The sequence below is a fragment of the Agrobacterium sp. CNPSo 2736 genome, assembly GCF_004005385.1.
GTDB classification, from domain to species: Bacteria; Pseudomonadota; Alphaproteobacteria; order Rhizobiales; family Rhizobiaceae; genus Agrobacterium; species Agrobacterium leguminum.
The window spans coordinates 334062-353258 of record NZ_RZTX01000002.1 but is presented as its reverse complement, the minus strand read 5'-3'; the positions used below and the strand labels follow the sequence as shown (position 1 = coordinate 353258).

Genomic DNA, 19197 nt, shown 5'->3' with positions numbered 1-19197 from the left:
CTTGTTATCGTCGCCTTCTGGGCGGCCGCGTTCCGGGCTTTGCGGCAGGACGCGATGTCCGCCGGCCTGCCTTGTGGAACGAGCGCGTGCCGACCGGCATCTTGCGCCCCGGGCTCAGCATATCGAAACGAAGCGCGCCTGCCAAAGGCACTGCTTCCGCAAGCCGCACCTGAACCGTGTCGCCAAGCTGGTATCCGAGGCCCGTCTTTTCTCCTGTCAGGGCCTGATGGGCCTCATCGTAAAGGAAATAGTCGGTTCCGAGTGTAGATATAGGAACAAAACCGTCGGCGCCAAATTGCGGAAGCGCGACAAAAAGTCCCGCCTTGGTGACACCGGAGACGCGGCCCTCGAATTCTTCACCCACCCGCTCGGAGAGATGATGCGCGATCAGCCGGTTGATGGTGTCGCGTTCGGCAGCCATGGCGCGGCGCTCGAAGGTCGAGATTTCGGCGGCGATATCGTCCAGCGTCGCCTCTTCCTGCGGTGTGATGCCGCCCTCGCCGAGGCCAAGCGACCCCACCAGCGCGCGATGCACGATGAGGTCGGCATAACGGCGGATCGGCGAGGTGAAATGCGCGTATTTCATCAGGTTGAGGCCGAAATGGCCGATGTTTTCCGGGCTGTAGATCGCCTGACTCTGGCTGCGCAGCACCATTTCGTTGACCATGATCTGGTGCGGCGTATCGAGCGCGCGGGCGAGAATGCCGTTGAAGGAATTGGCGCGCATCGCCGCACCCTTGGCCATGGAAATGCCGATGGTACCGAGGAATTCGCGCAGCACTTCCTGCTTGGAAAGCGTGGGCGCATCATGGACGCGATAGACCAGCGGCTGCTTCTTCTTCTCCAGCGTCTCTGCGGCGGCGACATTCGCCTGGATCATCATTTCCTCGATCAGCTTATGCGCGTCGAGGCGTTCGGGAATGACGACCTTGTCCACCGTACCGTCGGGCCTGAGCTGAATCTTACGCTCCGGCATGTCGAGTTCCAGCGGCTGGCGGCGGTCGCGGCCGCGCTTCATTACCGCATAGGCGTGCCATAGCGGCTTCAGGATGGGTTCCAGCAGCGGGCCGGTCTTGTCGTCCGGCCGTCCATCGATGGCGGCCTGTGCCTGTTGATAGGAGAGCTTGGCAGCACTCTTCATCATGATGCGGTGAAAGGTGTGGCCGGCCTTGCGGCCTTCCTTCGAAAAGATCATCCGCACCGCAAGGGCAGGGCGGTCGACGCCTTCCTTCAGCGAGCAGAGATCGTTGGAAATGCGCTCCGGCAGCATCGGCACGACGCGGTCGGGGAAATAGACGGAGTTGCCGCGCTTCAGCGCTTCGCGGTCCAGCGGCGAACCGGAACGCACATACCAGGAGACATCGGCAATGGCGACGGTGACGATGACACCGTCAGGATTGTCGGGCGACGTGTCGGGCTCGGCATAGACCGCGTCGTCATGGTCCTTGGCGTCGGCCGGATCGATGGTGATGAGCGGCAGGTCGCGCCAGTCCTCGCGGTGCGACATGCTGGCCGCCCTGGCGGCATCCGCCTCGGCCAGAACGTTCGAGGGGAAGATGTGCGGAATGCCGTGGGAATGGATCGCGATCATCGAGATCGCCTTTTCCGAGGCCACCGAGCCGATGACCGATAGCACCTTGGCGCGCGTCAGCCCGTAACGGCCGCTGTTGCGCGAGGTTTCCACCTCGATCAGATCTCCGTCTTTTGCATCGCCGACGCCGTCGGGGTCGATGACCATTTCCTCGCCGCGCCGGTCGATCGGCATCAGGCGTCCACCGCCGCCCGCCGTCTCCTTGAACACGCCGAGCAGCGCGTTCTGGCGGCGGTCGATCAGCTTGACGACGCGGGCCGTATAGGCCGGGCCGGAGCTTTCCTTGGAGGGGAAGATTTTCGCCAGAATGCGGTCGCCGAGACCAGCGGCCGGTGCCTTCTTGCCGCGATCCTGCGATGACTGGCGGATGAGCACGGCCGGCGCCGCACCCATATCCTCCGGCCATTCGGCCGGGCGACCGATCAATTCGCCGTCCTTGTCGCGGGTGGTGATATCGAGAACCGTGACCGGCGGCAGGCCGCCCGGCCGCGTCAGCGACTTGCGGCTCTTCTGCACCATGCCGTCGGTTTCAAGCTCTTTCAGCAGCGCTTTGAGAACGACGCGGTTTTCACCCTTCAGCCCGAAAGCCTTGGCGATTTCCCGCTTGGAGGCCTGTTGCGGATGGTCGGCGATGAATTTCAGCAGCACCTCGCGGGAAGGCACCTCGCCATGGATGATGCCTTCACCTTCACTGACCCGCTTGCCGCGCCCGGTGCGTCCGAAACCGTCGCTGGCTGAACCCTGTCTCTGACGCGGCGCTTTGCTCACTCTGCTGCCTTCTTGGGTTTGGCCGCTGCCTTCGGCTTGGCGGCCGTCTTGCTCTTCGTTGCCGCCTTGGCCTTTGTCGCCTTCGGCTTTGCTGCGGCGTCACCATCGGCCTTCTTGGCAGCCGTCTTCCTGCCCTTGGCAGGCTTGCCGCCGGTGCCGGTCTTGGCGATGCGCTCGGCGATCAGCACCAGCGCCTCGTCCAGCGTCACCGAAGCCGGGTCCTGACCCTTCGGAATGGTGGCATTGACCTTGCCCCAGTTGACGTAAGCGCCATAACGCCCGTCGCGAACGGTGATCGCGCCGCCATCTGGATGGTCGCCAAGTTCCTTCAGCGCAGCCGGCGTGCCGCTGCGGCCGCGGCCCGGTCCCTTGCTCTGCTTTTCGGCAATCACGGTCACGGCGCGGTTGAGGCCGATAGAGAACACGTCCTCGATGCTTTCGAGGTTCGCATAGGAACCGTCATGCAGCAGGAACGGCCCGTAGCGGCCGAGGCCGGCGGAAATCATCTTGCCGGTTTCCGGGTGCTTGCCGATATCGCGCGGCAGGTTGATGAGCGCCAACGCCTTTTCGTGGTCGATATCCTCAGGCTTCCAGCCCTTGGGCAGCGAGGAGCGCTTGGCCTCCTTGCCGTCACCGCGCTGGATATAGGGCCCGAAACGGCCCGAGCGCAGCGTCAGCTCCTCGCCGGTCATGGGATCGGCGCCCAGCGCCTTCGGCTCGTTCGAAGCCGCAGCTTCGGCTTCCGAACCGTCCGAGGTCAGCTGGCGGGTGTAGTTGCATTCCGGATAGTTGGAGCAACCGACGAAAGCGCCGTATTTGCCAAGCTTCAGCGAAAGATTGCCGGTGCCGCAAACCTGACAGATACGCGGATCGGAACCGTCCTCGCGCTTGGGGAAGACCAGCGGCGCCAGAACCTCGTTCAGCGCATCCAGAACGTTGGTGACACGCAGTTCCTTGGTGTCTTCGATCTGGGCGAAGAAATCCTTCCAGAAATCGCGCAGAACCTGCTTCCAGTCAAGTTCGCCGGCGGAAATCCGGTCGAGCTTTTCTTCAAGCGCGGCGGTGAAATCATATTCGACGTACTTGGTAAAGAAGCTTTCGAGGAAAGCCGTCACCAGCCGGCCGCGCGAATGCGGCACCAGCTTGCGCTTGTCGACGACGATATATTCACGGTCGCTCAGCGTCTTAAGCGTTGCCGCATAGGTGGAAGGACGGCCGATGCCGAGTTCTTCCATCTTCTTGATCAGCGAAGCTTCTGAATAACGCGGCGGCGGTTCGGTGAAGTGCTGGCTGGCGTTGATCTTCTGCTTGGCGAGGTTCTCGCGCTCGTTGATCGGCGGCAGACGACCTTCGTCGTCACCGTCATCGCTCTGTTCGCCATCTTCCTTCTGGTCGGTATAGGCGGCGATGAAACCGTCGAAGCGGATGACAGAGCCGACGGCACGCAGGCCAGCCTTTTCGCCACCATTGCTGGCGAGGATTTCCACCGTGGTCCGCTCGATTTCCGCCGACGCCATCTGGCTCGCTATGCCGCGCTTCCAGATCAGGTCATAAAGACGCAGCTGATCGGGATCGAGGTAACGCTTCACCTGATCCGGCGTGCGGTTGAAATCGGTCGGGCGGATCGCTTCGTGCGCTTCCTGGGCGTTTTTGGCCTTGGTGGAATAGAAACGCGCCTTTTCCGGCACGTAACGGCCACCGAACTGCTCGCCAATGGCGCGGCGGGCGGCATCGATCGCTTCCGGGGCCATCTGCACGCCGTCGGTACGCATATAGGTGATCAGACCGACGGTCTCGCCGCCGATGTCGATGCCTTCGTAAAGCTTCTGCGCCACCTGCATGGTACGCGAGGCGGAAAAGCCCATGCGCGAGGAGGCCGCCTGCTGCAGCGTCGAAGTGGTGAAGGGCGGGCCGGGATTGCGCTTGACCGGTTTCGCCTCGACGCTTTCGACCACATAGCTCGCGCCTTCCAGCAGCGCCTTCAGCCGGTTCGCATCGTCTCCGGTCTTGATCGAGCGGCTTTGCAGGCGCTTGCCATCGGCCGAAACCAGCTTGGCTTCGAATTCGTCACCGCGCGGTGTCTTCAGAAGTGCGCTGATGTTCCAGTATTCTTCGGAGACGAAACGCTCGATCTCGGATTCGCGGTCGCAGACGAGGCGCAGCGCCACCGACTGAACGCGGCCGGCGGAACGCGCGCCGGGCAGCTTGCGCCACAACACGGGCGACAGGTTGAACCCGACCAGATAATCCAGCGCGCGGCGGGCGAGATAAGCGTCGACCAGCGGCACATCGATGTCGCGCGGGTTCGCCATGGCGTCCAGCACGGCCTTTTTGGTGATGGCGTTGAAGACCACGCGTTTTACCGGCTTGTCGCCGAGGACGCGCTTCTTCTTCAAAAGATCGAGAACGTGCCAGGAAATGGCCTCGCCTTCGCGATCCGGGTCGGTTGCGAGAATGAGGCCGTCGGAGGATTTTACCGCATCGGCAATATCCTTCATGCGCTTGGCGGATGCGCTGTCGACCTCCCAGGACATTTCGAAATCCTGGTCGGGCAGCACCGATCCGTCCTTGGCAGGAAGGTCTCTGACGTGGCCAAAGGATGCAAGAACCTTGTAGCCCGAGCCAAGATACTTGTTGATCGTCTTGGCTTTGGCAGGAGATTCTACGACGACGACATTCATATTGTTTTTCTCTGGAACTGGTCCGTTAACGTGGCCGGGTCACGGCGCAATGCCGCAATTCGCCTTCTTTATATTTCGACATGGACAGGTAATGCGCGCGGGTCAAGAGGCAAGGCCGATTTTATCGCTTCAAGGTGATTGCAACCTATGGATAATCTATTGTTGTATTGCAATCTTTGGTAAATTGGTTATGATGGGCAACATCATTTGAATCGACTTATTGCTCTTCGTTTCAGGCAAATTTTGCAGGATAGATATATGGTCCCCAACGCAACAAACAATAATGCCGATAATGAAGGGACCAGAGAGAACTTGGCTTACATTCGCCAGATGCTGGCGGAACTGCGGCAGGTCGCAAGCCGCGAGGGGGCCGACATGCTGTGTTATCTGATCGAGATGGCCTATGTCGAAGTCGGCGATATCCAGAGCGGACGGCGCAAGCTGTCAATCCGCGATGAAGAGCGACACACGCCCCCCGGCATGCCGGTTTAGACGTCCGGCAATATCAAGCTCCAGCAGCACCAGATGAACGGTTGCAGCGGAAAAACCTGTGTGACGGATGATATCGTCCGTTTCCACGGGCGAGGGACCGAGAGCGGCGGCGATGATGCTGCGCTCGTCGTCCCCTGGTGGTGACATCTCGGTGTCGGATCTCGGTTCCTCGATCTTGCGTTCATAGGGCAATTGCGGCTCCATCAGCGGCCGCAGCGCTTCCAGAATATCGACCGCGCCCGTGGTCAGCATCGCGCCTTCCTTGATCAGCCGGTTGGTGCCCTCGCAGCGTGCATCGAGCGGGGAGCCGGGTACGGCGAAAACGAGCCGCCCCGCTTCTCCGGCAAGCCTTGCCGTTATCAGCGAACCGGAGCGTTCCGCTGCCTCGACGATGACGACACCGAGGGAGACACCGGCGATCAATCGGTTGCGGCGAGGAAAATCGCGGGCGCGCGGTTCCCATCCAAAGGGCATTTCGCTAATCGTCGCGCCGCCTTGCTCATATATCTCCTGCAAGAGCCCGAAATTTTCCTGCGGATAAGGCCGGTCGAGGCCGCCGGCCAGCATGGCAACCGTGCCGGTTGCAAGGCTTGCCCGGTGTGCGGCCGCATCGATACCGCGCGCCAACCCCGAAGCGATCGTATAACCGGCGCGGCCGCAATCGCGCGCCAGCATGGCGGCGAATTTCGCGCCGTTGATGGAGGCGTTGCGGGAGCCGACGATGCCGATGCTTGATCTTGTCGCGGTCGCTGCCGATCCTTTCATGGCGATCAGCGGCGGCGCGCCATCCAGCTGCCGCAGGGCAGGCGGGTAATCCGGCTCGCCGATGCCGACGAAACGCGCGCCGAATTTTTCGGCCGTTTCGATCTCACCTTCCGCCTCCGCCTGCGTGGCGATGCGTGGGCTGCGCGACGAGCCGCCGCGCCTTGAAAGCTCGGGCAGGGCATCGAGCGCCTTTTCGGCGCTGCCGAAATGATTGATGAGTTCGCGGAAGGTGACGGGACCGATATTGTCGCTGCGGATGAGCCTCAGCCACGCGACCCGCTGCCGCGCGGAAAGCTCAATGCCCTGCCGTGTCGTTTCCTCATGCGGCATGGCATATCCTTAAATGGGTCTCAGCCCTTTTGCCCGATCCTGCTTTCAGTGCCCGCCAGCAGGCGCGCGATGTTTTCGCGGTGCTTCCACCATGAAATCGCACTCAGCAGCGTCACCAGCAGCGCCGTCTTTTCAGGTCCGAGCACCCAGAGAGCCACGGGAATGACCAGCATGGCCAAGAGCGCCGACAGCGACGAATAGCGGGTGATGAAGGCGGTTGCGAGCCAGATGAGCGCGAAGGCCAGCATCATCAGCGGTGCGGCCCCCAGGAGCACGCCGATATAGGTCGCCACACCCTTGCCGCCCTTGAAGCCGAGCCACACCGGAAACAGGTGGCCGAGGAAGGCGAAGAAACCGGCGACCAGCGACGCTTCGTAACCCCAGAGCGCATTGGCGACCAGAACCGCCGCCGTGCCCTTAAGCGCGTCCAGCAGCAGGGTTGCGGCGGCGAGCTTCTTGTTGCCGGTGCGCAGCACGTTGGTCGCGCCGATATTGCCGGAGCCGATCTTGCGCACGTCGCCCAGCCCCGCCATGCGGGTGAGAATGAGGCCGAAGGGAATGGAACCGAACAGATAGCCGATCAGCGCCGAAAGCGCGAGAAGGGCAGGCGCCGTCTGCCAGTCAGTCAAAGCACTCATTCAAACGTCCCCTCTGTCGCGCTGGCCGCGTGATCTCTGCTGGTGATCTTATGCCAAGGAATGAACGGCTTTGCCAGCCACATAAGTGGCAACCGCGCGGCCGCTGAAACGGGCATCCTCGAACGGGGTGTTCTTGGATTTCGAGACCAGCTGCTCCTTTGCCACGAGCCATGGCTCGTCGAGGTCGATCAGCGTGATATCGGCCTTCGCGCCCGCCTTCAGCGTTCCCGCATCCAGTCCGAAAATCTTCGCCGGGCGGGTGGAGAGCGCATCGATCAGCCGCATCAGCGGAACTTCGCCGCTATGGTGCAGGCGCAGCGCCGCCGCCAGCAGGGTTTCGAGCCCGACCGCGCCGCTCGCCGCATCCGAAAACGGCAGCCGCTTGGTGTCGACATCCTGCGGGTCGTGCGAGGAGACAATAATGTCGATGGTGCCGTCCTTCAGCGCTTCCACCATGGCCTTACGGTCGTCTTCGGCGCGCAGCGGCGGGGAGAGCTTGAAGAAGGTGCGGTATTCACCGATATCGTTCTCGTTGAGCGTCAGATGGTTGATCGAGATGCCGCAGGTGGCTTTGACGCCCCGCTGCCGCGCAACGCGGATCGCTTCTGCCGATTCGGGCACGGAAATCTTGGCGGCGTGGTAAATCGCCTGTGTCAGCCCGGCAATGCGCAGGTCGCGCTCCAGCGGAATGATCTCGGCTTCCTTCGGAACGCCCGACAGCCCGAGCCAGCTCGCGAAAAGCCCCTCATTCATGTCACCGCCGCCGATATATTTGTCGCGCGTCTCGAGCGCGATCACTGCGCCCAGTTCGCGCGCATAGGTCATGGCGCGGCGCAGCACCAGCGTATCGGAAAGCGCCTTGCGGCCATTGGTGAAGGCCACCGCGCCGGCTTCCTTCAACATGCCGAATTCGGTCATTTCCTCGCCGTTCAGACCCTTGGTGAGTGCTGCTGCGGGATGCACATTGACGAGCGCCTTGTCGCGCGCCGTCTTCTTCACATATTCGACCAGCGCGATGTCATCGATGACGGGGTCGGTATCGGGCATGACGATGATGCTGGTAACACCGCCGGCCGCTGCCGCGCGCGAGGCGGATTCGATGGTTTCGCGGTGTTCGGCACCCGGCTCACCCACGAAAACACGGGCGTCCACCAGACCGGGAACGGCCAGCAGACCCTTGCAGTCGCGAATGGTCGCCCCTTCGGGAGCGCCCTGATTATGTGCGTCCTTGCCGGCCGCCAGAATGGTGCCGTCGGCGCCGATGATCACACTGCCGGTCTCGTCGAGATTACGGGAAGGATCGACGATGCGAAGGTTCTTGAGAACGGTAACGGCACTCATACGCGCTCACCCTGATTTTGCGAGACAAGCAGGGTTTCCATGACCGCCATGCGCACGGCAACCCCCATTTCAACCTGACTTTCGATCACGCTCTGCGGACCGTCGGCCACGTCGGAGGCGATTTCCACGCCGCGGTTCATCGGGCCGGGATGCATGACCAGCGCATCTTCCTTCGCCGCCTTCAGCTTTTCTGCATCGAGGCCGTAATAATGGAAATATTCGCGCACCGAAGGCACGAAGGAGCCGGACATGCGCTCGCGCTGCAGGCGCAGCATCATCACCACATCGGCATTCTTCAGCCCTTCCTTCATGTCGTGGAAGACTTCCACACTCATGTCGCGGATACCGGAGGGCAGCAGCGTGGCGGGGGCCACGACGCGAACGCGCGCACCCATCTGGTTGAGCAGGATGATGTTGGAGCGGGCAACGCGCGAATGCAGCACGTCGCCGCAGATCGCCACCGTGATGCCGGACAGTTCGCCCTTGGCGCGGCGGATGGTCAGCGCGTCGAGCAGCGCCTGCGTCGGGTGCTCATGCTGGCCGTCGCCGGCATTGACGACGGAGCAGGCGACCTTTTGCGCGAGCAGCGCGGCCGCACCGGCGGAGGAGTGGCGAACCACCAGCACATCCGGGCGCATGGCGTTCAGCGTCATCGCCGTATCGATCAGCGTCTCGCCCTTCTTCACCGAGGAATTGCCGACCGACATGTTCATCACGTCTGCGCCGAGACGCTTTCCGGCAAGCTCGAAGGAGGACTGCGTGCGCGTCGAGGCTTCGAAGAACAGGTTGATTTGCGTCAGGCCCCGAAGCGTCGAGGTCTTTTTCTCGCGCTGGCGGCTGATTTTCACCGCCTCGTCGGCTTTGTCGAGAAGCAGGGTAATATCCTGATGGGAAAGCCCCTTGATGCCGAGGAGATGGCGATGGGGGAAGAAGACCATGCGGTTTGCCTCCTGACGGGCGCCGCATTTTCCCGTGAAAATGCCCGGAACGCCCGAATGCTGATCCGTGCGCTCCCATTCGCTGTGAACACGCCTCAGGAGTGCGGCGGAATTCGGTCCTGCGCTCTATAGAGACTGCATGGTCGCGGGGCAAGCGCCCGCAACTGCTGAAATGAAAACATGGCGATGTTTCCCCAACCCTCGAGGGCAAACGGCCTGACGATGGAAGGCGCAGGTATCAGACGATGCCATGCTCCTTCAAAAGCGCCTGTTCGTCGCCTGACGCCCAGCCGAAAACTTTCGGCGCTCCATCCAGCCTCTGGACGAAGTAATGAACATCGAAATCGATTGCGGCATCCGGTTGCCGTTTGCGGGCAAAGGTCGCCGTCCAGGCAACATGGGCAAGGCAATGGTGTTCATCGATGGGTGAGATACGGATGTCGCGTATCCGCATCTCCTTCGTTCCGATCGTCCGGTAGCGCTCGTAACCCTTCATCATGACCTGCTTCAAGTGGTCATCGTTCTTTCCGGTCATCACCCCGGCGGGGGAGGCGGCGATGAAGTCTGAGGCGTAGAGGGAGGCGACCTCCTCCATATCCATGTCACCCTTGAGGGACTTGTTGAAAAATCGTTCATATCGCTCGAAGAGCTTTCTTACGCTGGCCTCCATGGTCTCCTCCCTGTGCAGCCGTTCCGCAAAGTCGCCAACCGAAAAAGCCTGCCGCAGGTTCCACATCAGGCCGCAGATTATGGAGAATGCGTTTATCCGCATGCCCGCCGGTCGTGGCCGCAACTTCTGCGCGGCTTTTTTGGGGGGATTGTCGCCGGTCTTGCCGGAAACGTGTTTGGTGTTCTCCGGGCCGGATACCTAAATCAGGATCACTCCCGAAAAATGCTGAAAGCGGCGGTTTAATCGTCTCAATCGCTTCCTGCGGGTGGAATTATGCAATATCACCCCACTATGCAACGCCAGTACAAAACAGCTAGAAGCAGCGGATGACCCAGAATTCCCGGACAGAAGAAACGCTCGCCGAACTGAACCAGCCAAGCCTCTGGTCCGGTATCAACGCCTATCGTTCCGATCCGCTGATCGTCGATCTCACCTCCGGCCTGTCGCGCAATCTGAGGGACGAGTTCGACCAGCTCGGCCGTTACGTCACGTCGCATGAGGCGCAGGAACTGGCGCGCATGGCCAATCAGGGCGTGCCGCAACTGCATACCCACGGCCCGCGCGGCGAGCGTCTGGATCAGGTGGAGTTCCATCCGGCCTGGCACGCGCTGATGCGCCGTTCCATGTCGTCAGGCCTGCATTCCAGCGTCTGGGAAAATTCTCCCGATACGCGCGGCAATGAGCACAAGGCCCGCGCCACGAAGTTCTACCTGACCTCGCAACTCGAGGCCGGGCATCTTTGCCCGCTGACCATGACCAGCGCCTCCGTCGCGGCCATCATGGCTTCGCCGCGTGTGCAGAAGGAATGGGCGCCGAAGATTCTCTCGCGCAAATATGATTCCTCGCAGAAACCGGCCCTGCAGAAAACCGCCGTCACCATTGGCATGGGCATGACGGAAAAGCAGGGCGGCACGGATGTGCGCGCCAACCGCACGACGGCCGAGCGGGTGGGAGAGGGCATCTATCGCCTGTCCGGTCACAAGTGGTTCCTGTCCGCGCCGATGAGCGACGGTTTCGTCATGCTCGCGCAGATGGGCGACGGCATGGGCTGCTTCCTCGTGCCGCGTTATCTGGAAGACGGTTCGAAGAACGGCCTGCATTTCCAGCGCCTGAAGGACAAGCTCGGCAACCGCTCCAACGCATCCGCCGAAGTCGAATTCACCGATGCCTTCGGTTATCTGCTGGGCGATCCCGGCAGCGGTATCCGTACGATCCTCGACATGGTGACGCTGACGCGGCTGGACTGCGCGCTTGCCTCCGCCGGCATGATGCGCGCCTCGCTTGCCGAAGCCGTACATTATGCCCGCGGCCGTTCTGTTTTCGGCAAGATGCTGGTCACACAGCCGATCATGACGCGCGTTCTTGCCGACATGGCGCTGGATGTGGCGGCGGCCACTGCGCTCTCCTTCCGGCTGGCGACCGCATTCGACGCCGCCCGCAACAATCCGGCCGAAGCCGCCTATGCGCGGGTGATGACGCCCATCGTCAAATACTGGTGCTGCAAGATCGCGCCGGCGCTTATCTATGAGGCCATGGAGTGCCTTGGCGGCAACGGTTACGTGGAAGAGCGGCCGATTGCCCGCCACTATCGCGAAGCGCCCGTCAACGCTATCTGGGAAGGCTCCGGCAACGTCATGGCCCTGGATGTGCTGCGGGTTCTCCAGCGCGGCAAGGATCTGTTCGATCTCGTCTTCCAGACGCTGGAGCGCGATCTGGGTGCAGCCGGCAAGAAGACCACCGATGTGCTGCGCGCCGCAATCGCCCTTGCCGAACGTGATGAGGGAGCGGCCCGCCTGCTGGTCGAGCAGTTCGCGCTTGCGGCCGCTGCCGCCGAGCTTTGCCGTCTCGGTGCCGGCAAGATCGCCGATGCCTTCCTCGAGACCCGTCTCGCAGGCGGCTGGCGGCATACTTACGGCATGCTCGATTCCCGCTTCGATCCGAATTATATAATCGATCTTCTTTATCCGCCTGCATCTTGACCGATGCATGCGGATGAAGGTTTTGCAGTCCCGGCGGGAGGGGTCTCGGATTTGAAAAACAGCAATGGCGTAAAGCGTGTTCTGATCTGTCGTGACACTTTCGTGCATCGATGCGCGACAAGGGAAGGCGGCTGCCAATGCTGACCTTCCGTTCCGCCCGCGCCGAGGATGAAGACGCGCTCTACGCCATAAGCCTTGCCACCGGCGATGCCGGGCAGGACGCCACCGCCCTTTACAATGATGGCCGCATGGTCGGGCATATCTATTCCGTGCCCTATCTGCATCTCTGGCCCGATGCCGTTTTCGTGGCGGAAGATGAGGAAGGTGTGTGCGGTTATATCGTCGGCGCTCTCGATACGGCGGTGCACGAAGAGCGGCTGGAGCGGGAATGGTGGCCGCATCTGCGCAGCCTTTATCCCGATCCCGGCGGCGACCAGCAGACATGGGACGCCGACCAGCGCCGCGCCCAGTTCATCCACCATCCGCGCCGCACGCCCGCCTGGCTCATCGATCCGTTTCCGGCGCATATCCACATGAACCTCTTGCCGCGCACGCAGGGCAAGGGCGGCGGCACCCGGCTTCTGTCGCGCTGGCTCGATATGGCAAGACAGAACAACGTCTACGGCATCCACCTCGGCGCCAGCGAACGCAACCATGCGGGCATGCGCTTCTGGGAAACCCGCGGTTTCAAACGCCTCGAGAGCCACGAAACGCCGGGCAGCGTCTGGTTCGGCATGGCGCTGGAATGATTCAGGTTCTAATGACCCGCGCTGCCCCCGCCGCTAGAAACGGTGCAAAGGCAGTGCGAATGTCTTCAAGAAATGTCTCGCTGAAACGCCCGATGGGCTGTTGAAGAGCGTTGAAATGGTAGGACCGTTCGATCACGTCGTAATTGCATTCGCTGACGGTAATCCAGCCGCGATCATAGTCGGTTAGTTTTGCGCGCCGAAGCTCGAGCTTCGGTATTTCGATTGCCCGCTGCTGGCTGTCCTGCGGCGGTTTCGATGAAATGGGCAGCAGCAATATATGCGACAAGCCCTGCGCGTCCGTAATCGTCAGGATCATGCAGACGGGGCGATCTTTTTCCCCATGGTCACGCGTTGGATTAGCCGTAGACTGCCATCGCCACAAATAGGGATAGGAAACGATATCACCGCGTCTGAACTTGGACATTATCTGTCCTGCTCATCGCGGGATGTCCGATATTCTTCGGAGTCTGTCTCCAGCTGGGTGTTGAACATGGCGGCCAATTCATCGGGCATTTCGCCGGCTGCGTAAGACCTGCGCGGATCGTCGCTTCCCAGCATTTTTTCGAAAAGTTCGACCGGCACCACCACGACAGAAGGTCGCCCATGCTTCGTCAGCAAAATGGGCGATTTCTGCGCTTCGTCATGGTAGCGACCGAAATGTCGCATAAACTCCACCGTGGAAATGGATTTTCTTTTCATGAGGAATCCTCAAATCTGTATTTCCTGAATAATACAGAAAATACAGAAAATTTAAAGCCGTCGATTTTGGTCTGGCGGCCCGCTCATCCACAAGAACCTTCTCTTCATCCGCCCCGCCACGTTGTTCTTCCCTTCATGCTTTGTTAACCCGTTGAGGAAGGCCTTTCAGAAAACGGGTAGGGAATCATGCTGGCGACCGCAGAGGCGATTTCAGCCGACAGACCGGAAAAGCGCATCAAGGATCGCGCTCAGACCGAGAAGGCGATTTTTAATGCGGCGCGGTCGCTGCTTGCCGAAGAGGGATTTCAGGGTTTTGGCATCAATGCCGTTGCCCGCCGCGCCGGCTGCGACAAACAGCTCATCTACCGTTATTTCGGCGGCCTCGATGGCCTGATCGAGGCGATCGGCGAGGACCTTGGGTCCTGGGTGAAGGATCGCATTCCGGAGGATACCGGCGGCATGTTCCTTTTGACCTATGGCGACCTCATGGAAAAGCTGGCGCTTTATTTCATGGATGCGCTGCGCAGCGATCCTCTCGTCTGCAAGATCATCGCCTGGGAAGTGTCTGACGGTTCACCGCAGGTGCGTCAGTTGGCCGAAGCCCGCGCCAAATCGCTCGGCAAATGGCTGGAGCGGATGCGCGGTTCGCTGGCGGCGCCGAAGGGTGTGGATACAGCGGCGGTCAATGCCGTACTGTTCGCCGCCATTCAGCACCTCGTCATTTCCGCTGCCACCAGCGGTCAGTTCGCCGGTGTACCGCTGAAATCAGACCGGGACTGGGACAAGATCGCCACTGCCGTCAAAAGGCTGGTGCGCGGCGTTTACGGCTGAACCGGTTTCCGCAGGCGCAAGGCAGTTGCGCCTGGACCTGCGCATTAAAGAAAAATCAGTCATGTTTTCACCGGGCCGGCAACCGCCCGGTGCATCCGGCCGTTCACGCGATCACGTTCTTTTCCACATGTCGGCCGCCCGTCGTTAACCATAATGACAGCTTTCATTTGCCTCGCCATGGCTGCCGGTCCAGTGTGGGTTAACGAAATGTTAACCGTGCGCAATGACTGCGCATAAGGGAGCCGCAAGTGAGCCGCTGGACAGCTTTAGGCGTCATGATGACGTTTTTTGTGATGCTGCCGTTGGATATCGACGCGCCGGCGCTGAACCTCTGCCTTATGGCCGTGGTGCGCTGGGCGGTGCTTGCCGGCGTTCCCGATATGATGTTTGTGCGGGGGCAGGCGGCATGAAGTGGTTTCTGATCCTCTGGGCCGGTCCCGTCGCGCTGCTGGGCAGCTGGTACTGGCTTTCCTATTACGACATGAGCTTCGGTTTCTACATGCTCACACGCCAGACCCATGATCTGGTGTTCGAGATTTACGGCAATATTCTCGGCCTGCCGCCGGAAAGCCTGCCGCCGCTGGTGGCGCGCGCCATCGCCGTCGACAGCCTGATCGTTTTTGCGATTCTCGCCTTCCGCAAGAGAAAGCAGATTGCGGCCTGGTGGCAGGGCCGTCAGTCGGCCGCGCTGGTGAGTGCGGAAAGCCTGTCCAGCGCGCCCTGAAGAATGAAGCTTGCCGCGGCCGAATCGATGCGTTCGGCGCGCTTTGCGCGTGAGACGTCCATTTCCAGCAATGCGCGCTCGGCCGCGACCGTCGAAAGCCGCTCATCCCAGAAAATGAAGGGCAGGGCGGTTTTTTCGCCCATGGTGCGCACGAAGGCGCGCGTCGCCTGCACGCGGGGACCGGCCGAACCATCCATGTTCATCGGCAGGCCGATGATGAATGCGAAAACTTTTTCCTTTTCGGCGAAGGCCAGCAGTACTTCCGCATCCTGCGTGAATTTCACCCGTTTGATGACGGGGCGCGGCGTTGCGAAACGCCGCGACAGGTCCGACATGGCAAGCCCGATCGTCTTCGTGCCAAGGTCGAGGCCGGCAATCGCCTGTCCCGGCTGGAGCGTCTGCGCCAGTTCCTCAATGGTGAGTGTTCCCATGTCGCGTGTTGCCCTTATCGTTTGCGGACGAATTCGGTGCGCAGCACCAGACCCTTCACCGCATCATGTCTGCAATCGATCTCTTCCGGATTATCGGTCAGGCGGATCGACTTGATGACGGTGCCCTGCTTGATGACCGTGCTCGTGCCCTTGACCTTCAAATCCTTGATCAGGGTGACGGAATCGCCATCCGCCAGCACATTGCCCGCCGCATCGCGCACTTCATTCGCACGCGCCGCTTCTGCAGCCAGTTCGGAGGCCGGTCGCCATTCACCGGTCGCCTCATCATACACGTACTCGTCATCATTTGCGGCCATGGTCGCCTCTCTTAAATATTGGTAGTGCGGTTGTTCAGGCCGTCCTATGTCATAATATACCGGCAATACAAAGGAGAACTTCCCATGAAAATCACCTGGCTCGGCCATTCCGCCTTCCGCCTCGAAAACGGCAGCGCGAAGATCCTCATCGATCCGTTCTTCACCGGCAACCCCGGTTTTGCAGGGCAGGATGGAAAGTCGGCAGCCGAAGGCGTCACCCATATTCTCCTGACCCACGGCCATGGCGACCATGTCGGCGATACAGTCCAGCTTGCCCGCGAAACCGGCGCGACCGTGCTGGCGAATGCCGATCTTGCCGCCTGGCTTTCCGCCAAGGGCGTCGCGAAGGTTGATATGGGCAATACCGGCGGCACGGTGCATTTCGACGGTTTTTCCGTCACCTTCACCAATGCGCTGCATTCCTCTGCCCAGATCACCGAAGACGGCGTCTCCCATTCGCTCGGCAATGCCAATGGCCTGATGCTGCATTTCGAGGATGGCCCGGCCGTCTATCACATGGGCGACACCGATATCTTCTCCGACATGAAACTCATCAATGAACTGCATCAGCCGGATATCGGCCTTGTGCCGATCGGTGACCGCTTCACCATGGGCGGAGCCGTCGCCGCGCTCGCCTGCCAGCGCTTCTTCAAGTTTGAGCATGTGCTTCCCTGCCACTACGGTTCCTTCCCGATCATCGACCAGACGCCGGAGAAGTTCGTGGCCGGCATGGAAGGGGCGGAAGCGCGCGTCCACACGCCGAAGGCCGGCGATACGCTGTCCTTCTGACATTTTGCCCGTGCATGTTGCGACCGCAAACCGCCATACAGTTTGGCGCGACATGCTTTCTACCGTTGCGAATGACGGACATGGTGATTATAGCGAATGGGAAATATCCCATCGGAGTAGAACCATGTCCGTCGATCTCGCCACCGTGAAGCGCGTTGCGCGCCTTGCCCGTATCGCTGTCAGCGAAGAAGAAGCACAGAATATGCTCGGCCAGCTGAACGGCATACTCGGTTTCGTGGAGCAGCTTTCGGAAGTGAATGTCGACGGCGTCGAGCCGATGACGTCAGTCACCCCGGTGGACATGAAAAAACGCGCCGATGTGGTGACAGACGGCAACAAGGCGGAAGACATTGTCGCCAATGCGCCTGCGACCGACCGGGACTTCTTCATGGTCCCGAAAGTGGTCGAATAAGCGACCGCCTCTGCCGCCCGATTTTTCCAAGATTTCGAAAGCCGTTGCCGACCATGACCGACCTGACGAGCCTGACCATTGCCGAAGCCCGCGAAAAGCTGAAGGCCAAAGAGTTTTCCGCCCTCGAGCTGACCGACGCCTATCTCTCCGCCATCGATGCGGCCAACGGCGCGCTGAACGCCTATGTGGCGACAACGCCTGAAAAGGCGCGCGACATGGCGAAAGCCTCCGACGAACGCATCGCTGCCGGCAAGGCTGGCGAGCTGGAAGGCGTTCCGCTTGGCGTGAAGGACCTTTTCGCCACCCGTGACGTGCACACGCAGGCATGTTCGCATGTTCTCGATGGCTTCAAGCCGAAATATGAATCCACCGTCACCCAGAACCTCTGGGATCAGGGCGCCGTCATGCTCGGCAAGCTCAACATGGACGAATTCGCCATGGGCTCGTCCAATGAAAGCTCCTGGTACGGCCCGGCCATCAACCCGTGGCGCGCCAATGGCTCCGACCAGAAGCTGGTCCCCGGCGGCTCCTCCGGCGGTTCCGCCGCAGCCGTGGCCGCGCATCTGTGCGCCGGCGCCACCGCGACCGACACCGGCGGCTCCATCCGCCAGCCGGCAGCCTTCACCGGCACCGTTGGCATCAAGCCCACCTATGGCCGCTGCTCGCGCTTCGGCATCGTCGCTTATGCCTCTTCGCTCGATCAGGCCGGCCCAATTGCCCGTGACGTGCGTGATGCCGCGATCCTGCTGAAGACCATGGCGAGCGTCGACGCCAAGGATACGACCTCCGTCGACCTGCCGGTGCCGGACTACGAAAAGGCCATCGGCCAGTCGCTCAAGGGCCTGAAGATCGGTATTCCGAAGGAATATCGCGTCGATGGCATGCCGGAAGAAATCGAAAAGCTCTGGGCCAAGGGCGTCGAGTGGCTGCGCGATGCCGGTGCCGAAGTGGTCGATATTTCGCTGCCGCACACCAAATACGCGCTGCCTGCTTACTACATCGTCGCGCCGGCGGAAGCCTCGTCCAACCTTGCCCGTTATGACGGCGTTCGTTACGGCCTGCGCGTCGACGGCAAGGACATTGCCGACATGTACGAAAAGAGCCGCGCCTCCGGCTTCGGCAAGGAAGTGCAGCGCCGCATCATGGTTGGCACCTATGTGCTGTCCGCCGGTTACTACGACGCCTATTATCTGAAGGCGCAGAAGGTCCGCACCCTCATCAAGCGCGACTTCGAAAACGTCTTCCACGAAGGCGTCGACGCCATTCTGGCGCCGATCACCCCGTCTTCCGCCTTCGCAGTCGGTGACGAGGAACTCGCCTCCGATCCGGTGAAGATGTACCTGCAGGACGTTTTCACAATCACCGTCAACATGGCGGGTCTTCCGGGCCTTTCGGTTCCCGCCGGCCTTGACGGCAAGGGCCTGCCGCTCGGCCTCCAGCTTATCGGCAAGCCTTTCGAGGAAGAAACGCTGTTCAAGACGGCGCACGCCATCGAGCAGGCGGCCGGCAAGTTCACCCCCGCCAAATGGTGGTGAAAAGCCTCACGCTACGAGACATGAATGAAGCCGACCGCGATACGGTCGGCTTCGTCGGTTTTGCCGCCTGGCGTTCCGGTGACGCCTTCGACGACAGCTATCTCGATCCCGATGTCATCGAGCGGGTGAGGGGCGAATTCGAGAGTTTCGCCAAGTCTCCGACCGGTGATATTGTCGTCGCTGAAATGGACGGCGTTGTTGCCGGCTGGGGAGCGTGCGATACGGCGCCGCATCACATTTCCGATCTCTGGGTGGACCCGAACTGGCAGGGCAAGGGGATCGGCAAAGCCCTCATCCTTCATTTTCTCGACAGAATGCGTGCGCAAGGCCTGCCGCTCGCCACCATCGACACCCATGCCAGAAACCGCGCAGCCATCGGTCTTTACGAGCGTTGCGGATTTGAGATCGTCTGGCGCGGCGTGGAATGGTCCGACATCATGAAAGTCGAACTCGAGAAGGTGAAGCTGGAGCGCAGGCTCTCGCTATAACCCGCTCTTACGGCCGCAGTTGCTTCTCG

General features: G+C 61.1%; 21 protein-coding genes. 10 read left to right on the top strand and 11 right to left on the bottom strand.

Annotation, left to right across the window (positions count from 1 at the left end):
- Positions 1-4 precede the first annotated feature (4 nt).
- Both rnr and topA read right to left on the bottom strand, forming a co-directional pair.
- Positions 5-2359: a ribonuclease R gene (rnr, locus tag EM858_RS05750; RefSeq protein WP_127756127.1), complete on the bottom strand. Its 2355-nt coding sequence runs from the start codon at positions 2357-2359 to the stop codon at positions 5-7.
- The gene (gene topA / locus EM858_RS05745) at positions 2356-5040 is read right to left on the bottom strand and encodes a type I DNA topoisomerase (protein WP_127756126.1); all 2685 of its coding nucleotides are present in this window, start codon (positions 5038-5040) and stop codon (positions 2356-2358) included. Before topA ends, rnr begins: the two co-directional genes overlap by 4 nt.
- A 258-nt stretch (positions 5041-5298) precedes the next feature.
- Here topA and EM858_RS05740 point away from each other — a divergent pair, with 258 nt between their 5' ends.
- Entirely contained in the window at positions 5299-5532 is a 234-nt protein-coding gene (locus EM858_RS05740) for a hypothetical protein (RefSeq protein ID WP_003521491.1), read from the top strand.
- Here EM858_RS05740 and dprA read toward each other — a convergent pair.
- The 5 genes from dprA to EM858_RS05715 all read right to left on the bottom strand — a co-directional run bounded on the left by dprA (position 5485) and on the right by EM858_RS05715 (position 10214).
- Positions 5485-6627, bottom strand: coding sequence for a DNA-processing protein DprA (gene dprA, locus EM858_RS05735; protein ID WP_127756125.1), 1143 nt, complete (start codon positions 6625-6627; stop codon positions 5485-5487). The genes EM858_RS05740 and dprA overlap by 48 nt on opposite strands.
- 20 nt (positions 6628-6647) lie before the next feature.
- Complete coding sequence (plsY, locus tag EM858_RS05730; protein WP_020808929.1) at positions 6648-7265, bottom strand: glycerol-3-phosphate 1-O-acyltransferase PlsY; 618 nt, start codon at positions 7263-7265, stop codon at positions 6648-6650.
- 48 nt (positions 7266-7313) lie between these two features.
- On the bottom strand, positions 7314-8606 hold the full coding sequence (locus tag EM858_RS05725; protein WP_127756124.1) for a dihydroorotase: 1293 nt from the start codon (positions 8604-8606) through the stop codon (positions 7314-7316).
- Positions 8603-9544 (bottom strand): aspartate carbamoyltransferase catalytic subunit, encoded by a 942-nt coding sequence (locus EM858_RS05720; protein WP_003521487.1) that lies wholly within the window; start codon positions 9542-9544, stop codon positions 8603-8605. The genes EM858_RS05725 and EM858_RS05720 overlap by 4 nt, the downstream gene beginning before the upstream one ends.
- A 238-nt stretch (positions 9545-9782) precedes the next feature.
- Positions 9783-10214, bottom strand: coding sequence for a nuclear transport factor 2 family protein (locus EM858_RS05715; protein ID WP_127756190.1), 432 nt, complete (start codon positions 10212-10214; stop codon positions 9783-9785).
- A gap of 326 nt (positions 10215-10540) precedes the next feature.
- Between EM858_RS05715 and EM858_RS05710 the strand changes: the two genes are divergently transcribed.
- Positions 10541-12193, top strand: a complete 1653-nt coding sequence (locus tag EM858_RS05710; protein ID WP_020808932.1) for an acyl-CoA dehydrogenase family protein — start codon at positions 10541-10543, stop codon at positions 12191-12193.
- Between the two features lie 137 nt (positions 12194-12330).
- Positions 12331-12942, top strand: a complete 612-nt coding sequence (locus EM858_RS05705) for a GNAT family N-acetyltransferase (protein ID WP_127756123.1) — start codon at positions 12331-12333, stop codon at positions 12940-12942.
- Position 12943: 1 nt separating this feature from the next.
- Here EM858_RS05705 and EM858_RS05700 read toward each other — a convergent pair whose 3' ends face one another.
- A complete protein-coding gene (locus EM858_RS05700) occupies positions 12944-13366 on the bottom strand; it encodes a hypothetical protein (RefSeq protein ID WP_127756122.1) in 423 nt (140 codons plus the stop codon).
- On the bottom strand, positions 13366-13641 hold the full coding sequence (locus EM858_RS05695) for a type II toxin-antitoxin system prevent-host-death family antitoxin (RefSeq protein WP_127756121.1): 276 nt from the start codon (positions 13639-13641) through the stop codon (positions 13366-13368). The genes EM858_RS05700 and EM858_RS05695 overlap by 1 nt, the downstream gene beginning before the upstream one ends.
- Before the next feature lie 186 nt (positions 13642-13827).
- On the opposite strand from EM858_RS05695, the gene EM858_RS05690 reads away from it, so the two are divergent.
- From EM858_RS05690 to EM858_RS05685, 3 genes are all read left to right on the top strand, one after another.
- A complete protein-coding gene (locus tag EM858_RS05690; RefSeq protein WP_003521480.1) occupies positions 13828-14472 on the top strand; it encodes a TetR/AcrR family transcriptional regulator in 645 nt (214 codons plus the stop codon).
- 275 nt (positions 14473-14747) lie between these two features.
- On the top strand, positions 14748-14882 hold the full coding sequence (locus EM858_RS27605; RefSeq protein ID WP_272872487.1) for a hypothetical protein: 135 nt from the start codon (positions 14748-14750) through the stop codon (positions 14880-14882).
- Positions 14879-15196, top strand: coding sequence for a DUF6105 family protein (locus EM858_RS05685; RefSeq protein WP_127756120.1), 318 nt, complete (start codon positions 14879-14881; stop codon positions 15194-15196). The genes EM858_RS27605 and EM858_RS05685 overlap by 4 nt, the downstream gene beginning before the upstream one ends.
- Here EM858_RS05685 and ruvX read toward each other — a convergent pair.
- Together ruvX and EM858_RS05675 are read right to left on the bottom strand one after the other, a co-directional pair.
- Positions 15148-15627 (bottom strand): Holliday junction resolvase RuvX, encoded by a 480-nt coding sequence (gene ruvX / locus EM858_RS05680; RefSeq protein ID WP_127756119.1) that lies wholly within the window; start codon positions 15625-15627, stop codon positions 15148-15150. The two genes, EM858_RS05685 and ruvX, sit on opposite strands and share 49 nt — an antisense overlap.
- A 14-nt stretch (positions 15628-15641) precedes the next feature.
- Positions 15642-15944 (bottom strand): alkylphosphonate utilization protein, encoded by a 303-nt coding sequence (locus EM858_RS05675; RefSeq protein WP_080817152.1) that lies wholly within the window; start codon positions 15942-15944, stop codon positions 15642-15644.
- An 84-nt stretch (positions 15945-16028) separates the two neighbouring features.
- Between EM858_RS05675 and EM858_RS05670 the strand changes: the two genes are divergently transcribed.
- The 4 genes from EM858_RS05670 to EM858_RS05655 all read left to right on the top strand — a co-directional run bounded on the left by EM858_RS05670 (position 16029) and on the right by EM858_RS05655 (position 19168).
- Positions 16029-16733: a metal-dependent hydrolase gene (locus EM858_RS05670; RefSeq protein ID WP_127756118.1), complete on the top strand. Its 705-nt coding sequence runs from the start codon at positions 16029-16031 to the stop codon at positions 16731-16733.
- A 124-nt stretch (positions 16734-16857) separates the two neighbouring features.
- Positions 16858-17145 carry an Asp-tRNA(Asn)/Glu-tRNA(Gln) amidotransferase subunit GatC gene (gene gatC / locus EM858_RS05665; RefSeq protein WP_003521472.1) on the top strand — a complete coding sequence of 96 codons (288 nt, stop codon included), beginning with the start codon at positions 16858-16860 and terminating at the stop codon, positions 17143-17145.
- 53 nt (positions 17146-17198) lie between these two features.
- Positions 17199-18680: an Asp-tRNA(Asn)/Glu-tRNA(Gln) amidotransferase subunit GatA gene (gatA, locus tag EM858_RS05660; protein WP_127756117.1), complete on the top strand. Its 1482-nt coding sequence runs from the start codon at positions 17199-17201 to the stop codon at positions 18678-18680.
- Positions 18671-19168 (top strand): GNAT family N-acetyltransferase, encoded by a 498-nt coding sequence (locus tag EM858_RS05655; protein ID WP_272872486.1) that lies wholly within the window; start codon positions 18671-18673, stop codon positions 19166-19168. The genes gatA and EM858_RS05655 overlap by 10 nt, the downstream gene beginning before the upstream one ends.
- The last annotated feature ends 29 nt before the right edge of the window (positions 19169-19197 follow it).

What these genes read in the sequence shown, in the direction of transcription:
- topA (WP_127756126.1), bottom strand. Translation starts at nt 5,040, where the DNA reads ATGAATGTCGTCGTCGTAGAATCTCCTGCCAAAGCCAAGACGATCAAC.
- EM858_RS05740 (WP_003521491.1), top strand. Translation starts at nt 5,299, where the DNA reads ATGGTCCCCAACGCAACAAACAATAATGCCGATAATGAAGGGACCAGA.
- dprA (WP_127756125.1), bottom strand. Translation starts at nt 6,627, where the DNA reads ATGCCGCATGAGGAAACGACACGGCAGGGCATTGAGCTTTCCGCGCGG.
- plsY (WP_020808929.1), bottom strand. Translation starts at nt 7,265, where the DNA reads ATGAGTGCTTTGACTGACTGGCAGACGGCGCCTGCCCTTCTCGCGCTT.
- EM858_RS05725 (WP_127756124.1), bottom strand. Translation starts at nt 8,606, where the DNA reads ATGAGTGCCGTTACCGTTCTCAAGAACCTTCGCATCGTCGATCCTTCC.
- EM858_RS05720 (WP_003521487.1), bottom strand. Translation starts at nt 9,544, where the DNA reads ATGGTCTTCTTCCCCCATCGCCATCTCCTCGGCATCAAGGGGCTTTCC.
- EM858_RS05715 (WP_127756190.1), bottom strand. Translation starts at nt 10,214, where the DNA reads ATGGAGGCCAGCGTAAGAAAGCTCTTCGAGCGATATGAACGATTTTTC.
- EM858_RS05710 (WP_020808932.1), top strand. Translation starts at nt 10,541, where the DNA reads ATGACCCAGAATTCCCGGACAGAAGAAACGCTCGCCGAACTGAACCAG.
- EM858_RS05705 (WP_127756123.1), top strand. Translation starts at nt 12,331, where the DNA reads ATGCTGACCTTCCGTTCCGCCCGCGCCGAGGATGAAGACGCGCTCTAC.
- EM858_RS05700 (WP_127756122.1), bottom strand. Translation starts at nt 13,366, where the DNA reads ATGTCCAAGTTCAGACGCGGTGATATCGTTTCCTATCCCTATTTGTGG.
- EM858_RS05695 (WP_127756121.1), bottom strand. Translation starts at nt 13,641, where the DNA reads ATGAAAAGAAAATCCATTTCCACGGTGGAGTTTATGCGACATTTCGGT.
- EM858_RS05690 (WP_003521480.1), top strand. Translation starts at nt 13,828, where the DNA reads ATGCTGGCGACCGCAGAGGCGATTTCAGCCGACAGACCGGAAAAGCGC.
- EM858_RS27605 (WP_272872487.1), top strand. Translation starts at nt 14,748, where the DNA reads ATGATGACGTTTTTTGTGATGCTGCCGTTGGATATCGACGCGCCGGCG.
- EM858_RS05685 (WP_127756120.1), top strand. Translation starts at nt 14,879, where the DNA reads ATGAAGTGGTTTCTGATCCTCTGGGCCGGTCCCGTCGCGCTGCTGGGC.
- ruvX (WP_127756119.1), bottom strand. Translation starts at nt 15,627, where the DNA reads ATGGGAACACTCACCATTGAGGAACTGGCGCAGACGCTCCAGCCGGGA.
- EM858_RS05675 (WP_080817152.1), bottom strand. Translation starts at nt 15,944, where the DNA reads ATGGCCGCAAATGATGACGAGTACGTGTATGATGAGGCGACCGGTGAA.
- EM858_RS05670 (WP_127756118.1), top strand. Translation starts at nt 16,029, where the DNA reads ATGAAAATCACCTGGCTCGGCCATTCCGCCTTCCGCCTCGAAAACGGC.
- gatC (WP_003521472.1), top strand. Translation starts at nt 16,858, where the DNA reads ATGTCCGTCGATCTCGCCACCGTGAAGCGCGTTGCGCGCCTTGCCCGT.
- gatA (WP_127756117.1), top strand. Translation starts at nt 17,199, where the DNA reads ATGACCGACCTGACGAGCCTGACCATTGCCGAAGCCCGCGAAAAGCTG.
- EM858_RS05655 (WP_272872486.1), top strand. Translation starts at nt 18,671, where the DNA reads ATGGTGGTGAAAAGCCTCACGCTACGAGACATGAATGAAGCCGACCGC.